Annotated in this window: 9 protein-coding genes; 2 read left to right on the forward strand and 7 right to left on the reverse strand. The window is 60.6% G+C overall.

Features of this window, described 5'->3' with window-relative positions; all coding sequences use genetic code 11:
* The 3 genes from AK59_RS0108965 to AK59_RS0108975 all read right to left on the reverse strand — a co-directional run.
* Positions 1–775: efflux RND transporter periplasmic adaptor subunit (locus AK59_RS0108965; RefSeq protein ID WP_050491981.1), on the reverse strand; the 775-nt coding region annotated here is incomplete at its 3' end.
* Positions 772–987, reverse strand: a complete 216-nt coding sequence (locus AK59_RS0108970; RefSeq protein ID WP_029882597.1) for a DUF1656 domain-containing protein — start codon at positions 985–987, stop codon at positions 772–774. The genes AK59_RS0108970 and AK59_RS0108965, both read right to left, overlap by 4 nt.
* Positions 977–2953, reverse strand: a complete 1977-nt coding sequence (locus AK59_RS0108975; protein WP_029882598.1) for an FUSC family protein — start codon at positions 2951–2953, stop codon at positions 977–979. Before AK59_RS0108975 ends, AK59_RS0108970 begins: the two co-directional genes overlap by 11 nt.
* Positions 2954–3029: 76 nt before the next feature.
* Between AK59_RS0108975 and AK59_RS0108980 the strand changes: the two genes are divergently transcribed.
* Complete coding sequence (locus AK59_RS0108980) at positions 3030–3824, forward strand: AraC family transcriptional regulator (protein ID WP_029882599.1); 795 nt, start codon at positions 3030–3032, stop codon at positions 3822–3824.
* On the opposite strand, the gene AK59_RS0108985 is transcribed toward AK59_RS0108980, so the two are convergent.
* Entirely contained in the window at positions 3821–4711 is an 891-nt protein-coding gene (locus tag AK59_RS0108985; protein WP_029882600.1) for an oxidoreductase, read from the reverse strand. The genes AK59_RS0108980 and AK59_RS0108985 overlap by 4 nt on opposite strands.
* Positions 4712–4816: 105 nt before the next feature.
* On the opposite strand from AK59_RS0108985, the gene AK59_RS0108990 reads away from it, so the two are divergent.
* Positions 4817–5938: a YbdK family carboxylate-amine ligase gene (locus tag AK59_RS0108990; protein WP_013097673.1), complete on the forward strand. Its 1122-nt coding sequence runs from the start codon at positions 4817–4819 to the stop codon at positions 5936–5938.
* On the opposite strand, the gene AK59_RS0108995 is transcribed toward AK59_RS0108990, so the two are convergent.
* From AK59_RS0108995 to AK59_RS0109005, 3 genes are all read right to left on the reverse strand, one after another.
* The gene (locus AK59_RS0108995) at positions 5889–9023 is read right to left on the reverse strand and encodes an efflux RND transporter permease subunit (RefSeq protein ID WP_029882601.1); all 3135 of its coding nucleotides are present in this window, start codon (positions 9021–9023) and stop codon (positions 5889–5891) included. The genes AK59_RS0108990 and AK59_RS0108995 overlap by 50 nt on opposite strands.
* 9 nt (positions 9024–9032) lie before the next feature.
* Positions 9033–10097 carry an efflux RND transporter periplasmic adaptor subunit gene (locus AK59_RS0109000; protein ID WP_029882602.1) on the reverse strand — a complete coding sequence of 355 codons (1065 nt, stop codon included), beginning with the start codon at positions 10095–10097 and terminating at the stop codon, positions 9033–9035.
* Positions 10098–10202: 105 nt separating this feature from the next.
* Positions 10203–12911, reverse strand: coding sequence for a cation-transporting P-type ATPase (locus tag AK59_RS0109005; RefSeq protein WP_029882603.1), 2709 nt, complete (start codon positions 12909–12911; stop codon positions 10203–10205).
* Between the last annotated feature and the right edge of the window lie 253 nt (positions 12912–13164).

Genomic DNA, 13164 nt, shown 5'->3' on the forward strand with positions numbered 1-13164 from the left:
CCCCCCCCCCCCCCCCCCCGGGGGAGGGGGGCCCCCGCGGGGGCAGCCCCACCCCGCCGGTCTCGTCGTTGTTATCGCCAATCCCATGACCGATGCTCTCTACGTGCCCCGTGAGTACAGGGTCATAACCCATCAGCGCCACCTGCGCGCTATCCCCCACGCGGATATGGCGCAGTTTGGTCTCTTCAAAATATCCCACCACCCAAAAGCTGTGGGCATCAACGATGGACACCTTTGTCTCCCCCGCTGTCGCATAATCGCCAGGGCGAAGCCGCAGATGCGTGACGTATCCCGAGACTGGCGAGCGAACGGTGGCGTGAGCCAGATTAAGCTCGGCCAGCGCCAGCGCGGCAAGTGCGCCATGATAATTGGCTGCCGCGACGTTCGCCGCACTGCCAGTTTGCTGCAAATCCTCGCGGGAGATGGCGTCCTTAATCTGCGTGCGTCGCCGGGCGGCATCCTGGCGCATCAGCATCTCATGGCGTTTTGACTCCACATCCGCCTGCGCGCTGACCACCGCGAGTTTGAGCCAGCGCGGATCGATGCTGTAGAGCACATCACCCTGGTTTACCCACTGATTATCCCGCACCGCCACGCTGATAACCGGCCCGGAGACGTCCGGCGCTATCTGCACCACATCCGCCCGCACGCGTCCGTCGCGGGTCCATGGGGTCTGGGCGTAATGTTTCCACAAGATAAACGCCAGACACGTTGCCGCCGCAACGGCGCTGAGCGTCAGCGCATAACGGCCCAGCAGAGAAAGTAATGCTTTCATATCAATAACCCCAACGCGGTTAACCCCTGCATGAGCAGGTAAAAGGTGACGATCCAGGTTGAAACATCCATCAGCGGGCGACACGGCAAACGGCGGTAAAGCCTGCTGAGAGAGAAAAGCGGTATGAGAAGCAGCGTGCAGACCAGTGCCACGAGCGCCACCATCAGTAACCCGGGGATCAATACGCCCCCGACATTGAGATCATTGACCATCGTCCGGCCCCCGTAATGCGCAGTGAAGATCCACCAGCCTGCCGATAACCTGCCGCGTTTGTTCATCAGCCGCAGGCAAACGGCAGCCAATGGCGGCGGCGAGTCGTTCACGTAAGGCGGCGGTGTCTGACGTCGTCAGTTGATAAAGCAGCGCGTTGATCTCCGGCGGCATATCAGTACGGCGGAGGTGTCGCACCGAGAGGCCAATCCGCAGCGCGTGCAGCAGTCGGTTAAGCGCCTGTTCGGTGGCGTGTCCGCTGCGTGGCAAACGCGGCAGTAACAGGGCCGCCCTGTCTATCATCAGATTGATCCAGTGGGTTTCATCGCTCTGCATTTTTCCTTTCACGCTGCGACGGATATCGCGCTGACACAACCTCAGCAGCCGGTTGATGGCGGCATCGGCCTGCACGGTTTGCAGCAGGCTCATGCTGATGACGGCAAAACCGGTCGCGAAAAAGAGAGCAATGGCGGTGTTTAGCGCCGCGGCGAAATCGCCGCTGTAGCGCGCGCTTAGCTCCGATAACACCGGAAGCGTGAGGGTGATCCCCATCGCCATAAAGGTGGTGGGTGGGCGCGCCTGCAGCGACCCGGCGAGCAGATACGCTGGCGCAAGTACCGCCACCAGCACGGCGAAATCACTCACCTGTGGAAGTAGCGCAAAGCTGTAGAGCAGGCTTATCACTACGCCCCAGATGCTGCCGATGATGTATTTCACGAGGTGCGGCGCCGGGGTGTCGAAGCTGCCGAACAGCGTGCAGCAGACACCGAGGATCGAAACTGCCGTGCCGCCGTCGGGCCAGGCGGAGTAAATCCAGACCAGACAACCGCTCAGGATGATGACGAACGCCCCCAGCGCCGTGCGCGCGGCGGTAAGCGGATCGCGGTGGAAGACGTAGCCTTTGATCGCGCTGCTCTGTACGCGATCGGACGCAAACCGGCTGTGGTGGATCGCATCTGAAAGACGATCGCACTGTTGCAAAAGAAGCACGGCCTCCGTCAGATAACGGGTAAAACTTGCCCGCTCCGCCTCTTTCAGGCTCCGCGCCCGAGAAGCATCGCGGTCAGCGACCCGCTGGCAACGCTTAATGAGGGCGTCAGCCAGCTGTTTTCGTTGCTCTTCATCGTCACAGGCAAGCCAGGCCTGGACATCGTCCAGCACGGTTTGCAGTTCAGCGGGCATTGTCGCCGTCAGGGGTAAGCGGTCACGCAGTTCACAGTTCACCATAATCAACCGCGCCAGCCGGTCATGAATGGCTTTTCGGGCCTGGCGTACCGGAACGGCAAGGGCGAAATCGTACGGGATATGATGGCTCATTCCCTGCAGGAACTGCAGCGACAGCGCAAAATGCAGGGGCGACGTCACCGTACCGGGTTTGCCCGCTAACGTGTCGGCTACCCGCTCGCGTGCGGTGCGCAGCGTCTGCGATAAGGCGCTGTTGAACTGCGCGGAGATACGCGCAGGCAATACATAGCGGTGAATCACCGCCGCGCAGAAGATACCAATCGCAATCTCCTGCACCCGAACGACGGCGATGTTAAAAATCGCACCGGGCTCAGAGACCGCCGGGAAACCAATCAGGCTCGCGGTGTAACCTGCCAGCACAAAGGCATAGGCCCGGGGCGTGCGTTCCAGCAGGGATAACCAGAGACAGAACGTGATCCACCCCGTCAGCACCACGCTGCAAACCATCGGCATATTTGCGAAAGTGGGCACGATCAGCACGGTGGCGCAGGCCCCCGTTACGGTTCCGGCCAGACGGTAAAGACTCCTGCTGAGCGATGCCCCCACCGACGTCTGCGACACAATGTAAACGGTAATAATGGCCCATGAGGGTCGGTCGAGACCGATCGACAGCGCAATGTAATACGCCAGCATCGCGGCGGCAAATGTCCTTGCGGAATAGAGCAGCGCCCGGGCATCGCTTTGCAGCGCGGCTGGTAAATAACGAGAGATGAGGATGTTCATGCCGGGATTATTACCGGCTTGTCAGCGCGCTTAAATACTCTATTCTGTCAAAAAATACCTAAATGTTGCCATAAACATGAAACCTCAACTTGCTAATACGCTCTATGACCCTGACGCCACAGCTTCTCCTGCCGTGGCGCGTCATCTGGACTTCGTGGACTACGCTGCAGAAGTGCCGGTACACACCCACCGCAAGGGGCAGCTGATTATTGCCCGCTATGGCGCGGTCAGCTGTTATGCAGAAAACGATATCTGGATCGTGCCGCCAGACTGCGCGGTCTGGATCCCCGGCGGCATTCCGCATAGTGCCAAAGCAACCTGGAACGCCCATCTCAACTATCTGTTTATTGAGCCCGGTGCCGCGGCACTCCCGGCGCGATGCTGCATCCTGGCGATTTCGCCGTTGATTAAGGAACTGGTTGACCGTTTAACCCGCGAGGAGGTTGATTATCCGCCGGACAGCCACGCGGCAAGACTCACCCGGGTAACGCTTGATGAACTGGCCAGCATGCCGCAGCAAAAGCTGAGCCTGCCAGTTTCGGCGCATCCCAAAATACGCGCGATGGCCGACACGCTGGTCAGCCACCCTGAGGACAGAAGCACCCTGAAAGACTGGGCCAAACGGCTGGCGCTCAGCGAACGATCCTTTGCGCGTCTGATGCAGCGCGAGACCGGGCTGAGCTTTGGGCGATGGCGGCAGCAGCTGCACCTGATTATCGCCCTGCAGGAGCTGGCGAGCGGTGCCCCGGTGCAGAATGTGGCAACAAAACTCGGGTATGAATCCGTGAATGCGTTTATCACCATGTTTCGCAAAGCAATGGGCACCACGCCCGCGCACTACTTTGCCGAGCGGAAAAACAGTGGCCGTTAGCCCGGCCCCTCACTCCCCGCCGCCAGCAGCGGCACTATCACATCGCTGATGGGCACCGGAATACCGTGCCCGCGGCCATAGCGCTGGATCACGCCGTTGCGGATATCCCACTCCAGTGGGCGGTTGGCCTGACGGTCGGCAAGGATCGAGGTGCCTAAATCGGCCGGGGCGCGCTGGAAGTTCGCCAGGATCTCCAGCGCAACGTCATCATTGAGCGCTGCCCCCTCGGCACGGGCGACAGCAAGGCCTTCGCGAAGATACGCCAGCCCCAGCGCGCTGATATCCTCGCGCGAAAACATCCCGGCACGACGGTTGGCCAGCACCATTAGCCCGGCCACCGCGTTTTGCAGCAGCTTGCGCCAGGCGACAGTGGCGAAATCAGCCGACAGCTCAACCGCACAGCGTGTGCCTTGCAACGCGTCTACCACCCGTTTTGCCTGCGGAACGTCCGGCAGCGTCAGGCGCGGTTTGGCGCGCAGCCAGACGGAGGCATCCGGCTCACGCTGCGCCGGGAACCAGACCACCGACGGCAGCACCGTTGCGCCATTAACCCACGGCTCCAATTGGGCTTTCTGCTCCACGCCGTTTTGCAGGGCGCAGACCACCGTGTTTTCATCGCACAGGGCGCGCAGCCACCCGGCGCTGTCGGCGTTCTGCGTCGTTTTTACCGCCACAAAAACCAGATCGGCGGGACGCGTGACGACGGACGGGTCGGTTAATACCGGACCCGGCACGACCGTTTCACCTTCGTCGTCGCGCAGACGCAGTTCAGGATGTGCGGTGCGTCCGCACAACTGCGGCGTGCGGCCAGCGTCATGTAGCACCGCGGCGATAGTGGTACCAATTGCACCAGGACCAATCAGCGCAATCACTGGATTGTCAGACATGGTTAACTCCCCTTTTCGCTAAGCCTGCTAACAGTTATACCACTGTAAAAAGTGAGCGCCACGTCGTTGTCTATACTCAACACACGACAGACAACGGAGTGCGCCATGCCTTTACCCGATTTCAAATCCTCTGAACCCTATACCCTTGGCATCGAACTCGAGCTGCAGGTGGTTAACCCACCGGGATACGATCTGAGCCAGGACTCTTCCGCGCTTATCGCCGCCGTTAAAGACGACATCAAAGGCGGTGAAGTTAAACACGATATCACCGAAAGCATGCTTGAGATTGCCACCGGCGTGTGCCAGAACATCGATCAGGCGGCGGCACAGTTCTCCATGATGCAGCAGAGCATTTTGCGGGCGGCGGCGGAGCAGCATATTCAGATCTGCGGCGGCGGGACGCACCCGTTCCAGAAGTGGCAGCGGCAGGAGGTGTGCGATGACGAGCGCTACAACATCACGCTGGAGCGCTTTGGCTATCTGATTTTACAGGCGACGGTGTTTGGCCAGCACGTGCATGTCGGGTGCCGGACCGGCGATGACGCGATTTATCTGCTGCATGGCCTGTCACGCTTTGTCCCGCACTTTATCGCCCTGGCCGCCGCATCACCCTACATGCAGGGCACGGACACAAAGTTTGCCTCCTCGCGACTCAATATCTTTTCCGGGTTCCCGGATAACGGGCAGATGCCGTGGGTCAACAACTGGCAGGAGTTCGAGGGGCTGTTTCGCCGCCTGAGCTCAACCAGCATGATCGACAGCATTAAAGATCTGCACTGGGACATCCGCCCCAGCCCACATTTTGGCACCGTTGAGGTGCGGGTGATGGATACGCCGCTGACGCTCGGCCATGCGATCAATATCGCCGGGCTGATCCAGGCGACATCCCACTGGCTGCTGACCACCCGGCCGTATAAGCATCAGGAGAGGGATTTTCTGCTGTATCGCTTTAACCGTTTTCAGGCGTGTCGCTACGGGCTTGAGGGCATACTGACGGACGTGCATACCGGCGAGCATAAGACGGTGGCGGAAGATCTTGCCTGGCTGCTGGAGCAGGTTGCGCCATCGGCCGAGAAACTCGGCGCGACGAGCGCGATTAAGGAACTTGCCCTGCTGTTAAAGCAGGGCAAGAGCGAGGCGCAGCGCATGCGGGACTTTATCGCCGACGGCGGCTCGCTTATTTCTCTGGTTCAGAAGCACTGCGAGCTGTGGGCGACGAGTCCGTAAGGCTATGCCCCCACTCGCGCAGGCGCTGGAACAGCACAAACAGTGCGGGGATGAACAGGATCCCCACCACGGTCGCCACCAGCATACCGCTGAATACCGTAGTACCAATGATGCGACGACTTTGGGCACCCGCCCCGGTCGCCAGCATCATTGGCAGGACGCCAATGATGAACGATACCGCCGTCATCATTACCGCACGGAAGCGGCGTGATGCCCCCTCGCGAGCCGCATCGACAATCGCTATCCCCTCCATGCGCCGCGCGCGGGCAAACTCGACGATAAGGATCGCGTTCTTGGCAGCAAGGGCTATCAGCAACACCAGGCCAATCTGCACATACACGTCGTTGGCGTAGCCGGCTATCCACAGCCAGACCAGCGCCCCGCCGATGGCGAACAGCACCGAGAGCATTACACTCGCCGGAAGCGTCCAGCTCTCGTACTGGGCGACGAGGAACAGCCACGCCATCACCACCGCCGCCAGCACGATCCAGATTGCCTGATTGCCGGTCTGCTGCTCCTGGTACGACATGCCGCTCCAGGCGTAGTCGTACCCGGCGGGCAGGCTCTGCGCCAGAATGTCGCCCATCGCCGCCATCGCAGTGCTGCTGCTCACCCCTTCCGCCGCGGAACCGCTCACCGACACCGACGGAAACTGGTTGTACTGCTGCAGGAACGGCGCACCAACGGTGGGCGTGATGGTCACGAGATTACTCAGGCGCACCCGCTCACCGTTGTTGCTGCGCACAAACAGCTCGCTGATTTGCCCGGCGCGCTCGCGCCACTGCATCTCATTTTGCATCACCACGTGGTAGACGCGGTTGTTGACGCTGAAATCGCCGGCACGCGTGCCGCCAAATGCGGTCTGCAGGCTGCTGAAGATGCGTGACACCGGTACGTCGAGACGCGCCGCACGCTCGCGATCAACGGTCAGCGTCAGCTGCGGCACGTTGCTGCTCCAGGTGGTGAATACGCGGCTCAGTTGCGGATGCTGGTTGGCTTTCACCAGCACCTCGCGGGTGATGCGCTCCAGCTCCGCCGGACTCTGCCCCGCCTGCGCCTGAATACGCAGGTCGAAGCCGGAAGCATTGCCCAGCCCCGGCAGCGTCGGCGGGGCAAAGGTCATGATGGTTGCTTCCGGCAGCGTCAGCAGCTGGCGCTGAAGGGTACCCATCACTTCATCCAGCGGCGGACGCTCACTCCAGTCCTTCAGCATGATGGAGATAAACCCGCCGTTGGAGGCGCTGGTGCCGTTGAGGATGTTAAACCCGGAGACCTGAATCACGTCTTCCACCGCCGGATGTTTAGCAATTAATTCGCGTGCCGTAGCCATCACCGCCTCGGTGCGCTCCAGCGAGGCCGCTTCCGGCAACTGAACGCTGGCGAAGAAGTAGCCCTGATCTTCCTGCGGCAGGAAACCTTTAGGCATCGACATAAAGCTGAACACCACCACAGCCGCTGCACCAGCGGTGGCCAGCAGTGCCAGCCACGGACGAAGGGTGAATATACTCACCATGCGGGAGTAGAGGCTACGCGTGGCCTCCAGCCCCCGGTTGAAGCCGCGGAAAATCGCCGCGGGCTGCGCCGGACGCGGACGCAGCAGCAGCGCACACAGCGCGGGTGTCAGCGTTAGCGCCACCAGGCTTGAGAGCGTTACGGCGGTGGAGAGCGTGACCGCAAACTGGCGGTACAGCTCGCCGACAATCCCCGGCAGCAACGCCACCGGCACGAATACCGCCAGCAGCACCAGCGTCGTCGCGATCACCGGCCCGGCAATCTGGCGCAGCGCCAGCGCGGTCGCCGCCGTCCGGCTCTGCCCTTCCGCCATCAGCGTTTCAACACTCTCCACCACCACGATGGCGTCATCCACCACCATGGTCAGCGCCAGAATAATGGCGAACAGGCTGAGCGTGTTGGCGGAATAGCCAAGCGTGTAAAGCACCGCAAAGGTTCCCACCAGCGACACCGGAATGGCAAGGGCGACAATCAGCGTGGCGCGCCAGCTCTGCAGAAACAGGGAAACGACCACCACCACCGCCAGCATCGTCAGCGCCAGAGAGACGCCAATCTCTTTAATGGTGGCAGCCACGAAGGTGGTGGTGTCGAATTTCACCTCATAAACCAGGTCGTCCGGGAAGCGCGTCGAGAGACGCTCCAGCTCTGCACGCACCGCCCCGGCAACGCGCAGGGCGTTAGCAGACGGAGTGGGGTAAATGCCGAGGTAGGCGGAGTCATGTCCGTTCAACTGCGCGCCGGAGCTGTAGCTGCGCGAGCCAAGTTCGATGGTGGCAACGTCCTGCAGGCGTACCAGTTGCCCCATCTCGCCCGCGCGGATGATGATGTTGGCAAACTCTTCTGCCTGGTTTAAGCGCCCCAGCCCGTTGATGGTCAGGGTCTGCTGCTGGCCGTTAAAGACCGGTGGTGTACCGACCTGGCCTGCCGCGCCCTGCACGTTCTGCTCGCGCAGCGCCTGCGCCACGTCATCGGTGGTGACGTTGAGCGCGTTCATGCGATCGGGCCGCAGCCAGATGCGCATGCTGTAGTCGCGCGCGCCAAACATCTGCACCTGCCCGACGCCGGGCAAACGGGACAGCGCCTCGCGCACCTGAGTGCTGGCGTAGTTGCTGACAAACAGCGGCGTGTGGGTGTTTTCCGGTGAGTAAAGACTTACCCCCATCATCAGGTTGGTGGCGCGCTTGCGCACCTGCACGCCGTTTTGCTGTGCCTCGGCCGGTAGCTGTGCCGTGGCCTGCGACACGCGGTTTTGCACGTCGATGGCGGCCAGATCCGGGTCTGTCCCGGCAGCAAACGTGATGTTCAGGCTGTAGATGCCTTCATCCGAACTGGTGGACTCCATATACAGCATGTGGTCCACGCCGTTAAGCTGGGTCTCCAGCGGCGTGGCGATGGCCTCGGCCACGTCAGCCGCGCTGGCCCCCGGCCATGACGCTGACACATTCACGACCGGCGGCGTGATCTGCGGATACTGCTCCACCGGGATCAGCTTCAGCGCGATAGCCCCCAACAGGGTAATGACCAGCGCAATCACCATCGCAAAGCGCGGGCGTTTGATGAAAAACGTCAGCATGATGGCTCCTTAATTCAGTATCTGGACGGCAGCGCCGGGCTGAACACGCTGCACGCCGTCAGCGATTGCTCGCTCACCAGGCTGTACGCCAGAGGCGATCTGGAACTGCTGCCCGATCTGTCCGGCGACCGTCAGCGGACGTTTTTCCGCCCTGCCGTCGGCGTTGACCACCCAGGCGAAGAAACCGTCGTCATTCTGCTGTACGGCAGCGGCGGGCAGCGTCATAACAGGCGTTGCGCTGGCGGGCCGCAGAAAAACATTCACATTGCCGCCGGGCAGCAGCTGATGGCGTGGATTGGCGAATTCGGCGCGCAGCATTACGCTGGCGGTGCGCGGGTCGATGCGGTTGTCCACCGACGTCAGCTCGCCGACGATGCGCTGGCCGTTGCTGTCAATTAACGCATGCCAGGCCTGCTTCATGGCGCGGAGATCGGTATGCTTGCCGACTTTAGCGGCAAAGGCGCCCTCTTCCAGCGCAAAAGCGATGCGGATCGGATCCAGCTGCACCACATCCACCAGTACGCCGCTTGCGGGGTTGACCAGGCTGCCGACGTGGAAGTTGCTGTGCCCCACGCGCCCGGCAATCGGTGATGTGATGCGCGTGTACCCCAGCGTCACGTTGCGGGTTTCCAGCCGGGCTTTCGCCTGTTCCAGCGCAGCGCGGGCAACATCGCGCTGCATACGGGCGTTATCCACATCGTGGCGGCTGATGGCGTTGTTGTTGCCCAGGCTTTCAAAACGGGAGAGCTGCTGCTGCGCCTGCCGCAGCGTCGCTTCAGCGCTTGTCACCTCGGCCTGGGCCAGACGCACGGCAGCACGCGGCTCGGCATCATCCAGTTCGAACAGCACGTCGCCTTTTTTCACATATTGCCCGTCGCGGAAGTTGATTTTGGTTATCACGCCTTCCGTGCGTGCGCGCAGCTCAACGGTGTGAATCGCCTCGATGCGGCCCGGGATCTGGCGTTCAGCAGCGTGGGTTGTTTGTTCCACGGTGGCAACGCGAACAGGAATGGCGGCGGCAAAGACAGGTGGCAGGGTGAAGGTAAACAGTGCGAACAGGAGTGGGAATTTCATGGGAGTACCTCAGGGTTGTTGCCCTCACCCCGGCCCTCTCCCACCGGGAGAGGGAGGTCAGGGTCCCCTCTCCCTGTGGGAGAGGGTTAGGGTGAGGGCAAAAGGTTATGCAGCCTTACGGAACCTGCGGGTGAGTCGCTTCTCGATTTCGACGACGAAGAACATCACGCCCGCTACCGCAAGCGTTACGAACCAGTAGCGCAGCGGCAGCGCTTCCGTCCCGAACAGCATCTGCATAAACGGCAGGTAGATGATGGCCGCCTGGAGCAGGAACAGCACGCCGGTCACCAGCCAGATCCCTTTGTTTGCCAGCAGGCCGCGGTTCAGGGAGAACCCTTCGGTGTTGCGGCAGTTGATCATGTACACCCACTGGGCGCAGACAAGCATCTGCAGCAGCACGGTGCGGATGAACTCCGCGCTGTGACCGCGCGGGGCCAGCAGGGCTTCCAGCGCAAAGGCGGCGATGGCAATCATGGTGCCCACAAAGGCCACGCGCCACACGGCATACGCGTCCATTACGTGCTGCCCGGTCTGACGCGGCGGACGGCGCATGATGTTGCGCTCGGCGGCTTCAAACGCCAGGCCGAAGGAGAGCGTGGCGGAGGTTGCCATGTTCATCCACAGAATCAGTACCGGCGTGAGCGGAATGATGTTCCCCGCCAGCAGCGCAATCACAATCAGCAGCCCCTGCGCCAGGTTAGTTGGCATGATGAACAGAATGGTTTTCTTCAGGTTGTCGTAGACACGACGCCCCTCTTTTACCGCGCTGGCAATGGTGGCGAAGTTATCGTCCGTCAGGACCATGTCCGCCGCCTCTTTGGTCACTTCCGTGCCTTTGATGCCCATCGCAATACCCACGTCCGCCTGACGCAGCGCCGGGGCATCGTTCACGCCGTCGCCGGTCATGCCGACGATTTCGCCTTTGTCCTGCAGCGCTTTCACCAGGCGCAGCTTATGCTCCGGGCTGGTACGGGCGAAGATGTCATACTTCACCGCCGCGTCCGCCAGCTCGGTGTCATCCATCTTCTCCAGCTGGTAGCCGGTCATCGCCTGCTCGCTGTTGGTGATCCCCAGCATCTGGCCAATGCTCATTGCCGTCTGCGGGTGATCGCCGGTGATCATCTTCACGCGGATCCCCGCCTGCTGGCAGGCGTTAATGGCGTCAATGGCTTCCGGGCGCGGTGGATCCATCATCCCGGCGATACCTAGGAAGATCAGACCGTGGCTGAGATCGTCATGCGTCAGCGCCTGCTCGCCGTTTGCCGGTTTGAACGCCGCGGCCACCATACGCAGCCCCTGGCGCGCATAGCGCTCCATCTCGCTTTCCCAGTACGCGCGGTCAAACGCCTGCGCACCGTTGCGGGTCTGCTGCTGTGCGCAGAGGGCGAAAATCACATCCGGCGCGCCGGTGATCAGGATCTGCTCCTCACTGCCAATCTGGTAGTGGGTGCTCATGTACTTGTACTGCGAGTCGAACGGGATTTTGTTAATCAGCGTGGTCATCACCGGCGCGAGGTGGGCTTTCGCCGCCAGCACCTTCAGCGCGCCTTCGGTCGGCCCACCGGTGATGCCCCACAGGCCGCGCTCGTCCTGAATCAGCTGGCTGTCGTTGCACAGGTCGATGGTGCGCAGGTACTGCTCCAGCACGGTGTCCGGCTGGATCTGCATCGGCTCGTCGCTGCCTTCCAGGTAAATGTTGCCCACCGGCTCGTAGCTGTTGCCGTCCACGCGGTAGCAGGCGTCAGCGGTGATGATGGCCTTCACCGTCATTTCGTTCATGGTCAGGGTGCCGGTTTTATCCGAGCAGACCACGGTCATCGCCCCCAGGGTTTCAACCGTTGGCAGCTTGCGGATAATCGCCCGCTTGCGCGCCATCGCCTGTACACCCAGCGAGAGGATAATGGAGATAATCGCCGGCAGACCTTCCGGTACGGACGCCACCGCCAGGCTAATCAGCGAGAGCAGCAGCTCGCCCATTGGGATCTCGCGGAACACCAGGCTGAAGATAAACAGCGCCGCCATCATCGCCAGAATAATGGCGAAGATAGCCTTGCCCAGCTTGTCCATCTGTACCAGCAGCGGCGTGCGGTGTTTTTCAATCCCGTCCATCATCTGGTTGATGTGGCCAAGCTCGGTCTCCTGCCCGGTGGCAATCACCACGCCGATCCCCCCACCCGCACTCACGGTGGTGCCCGAAAAGACCAGGTTAGTGCGATCGCCCAGCGGCAGTTCACCGGTCAGCGGGTTGGTGTGTTTATCTACCACCGTTGATTCGCCGGTGAGAATCGCCTCTTCCACGCGTAAATTATGTGCTTCGATTAAGCGCATATCTGCGGGAATACGATCCCCCGCACGTAAAACAATAATATCGCCCGGAACTATTTCAGTTGTGGGTATTGTTTCATGGTTGCCATCGCGAATAACACGCGCCTCGCTGGAGAGCATATTACGAATACTCTTCAACGATTTTTCCGCGTTGCTTTCCTGAATATGACCAATTAACGCATTGATCACCGCCACGCCTATAATAACCAGCGTATCAACCCAGTGGCCCATTATTGCCGTTAATACGGCTGCGGCCAGCAGGACATAAATCAGAACATCATTAAAATGGGCTAAAAAACGCAGCCAGGCGGGTTTACCTTTTTTCTCCGGCAGCGCATTCGGGCCATGTTTTTGCAAACGCGCCTGCGCCTCTGCACGCTCCAGACCCCTGGCCTGGCTCTGGGTGTGCGCAAGCACCTGCTCTACGGTCTGCTGGTATGCCAGCCCGCCGGAAGGCAGCACGTTCGGGGACAATTTTTTTTCGGTCATCGTATTTTTCCTTCAATATCCGGTGAACTGAAGCCTGAATTCCTTTCGGGCTAAAATAAATTCATTTTAAAGTCTTGCGAGTAAAATTGATCTACCGCAATATAATGACTTCTCGGTTATTCAAAACTGCATAAAACTATTTCGATGAGCCAATTTTTACAAAATATTTCTAAACCAACTTTAAACGAGGAGGAACCATGTTTGGTATTTATCGCGGACGCCGTCTGGCGTTATACATTATCGCAGCCATTGT

This window comes from Enterobacter sp. T1-1, from assembly GCF_000710795.1.
Classification (GTDB): Bacteria; Pseudomonadota; Gammaproteobacteria; order Enterobacterales; family Enterobacteriaceae; genus Enterobacter; species Enterobacter cloacae.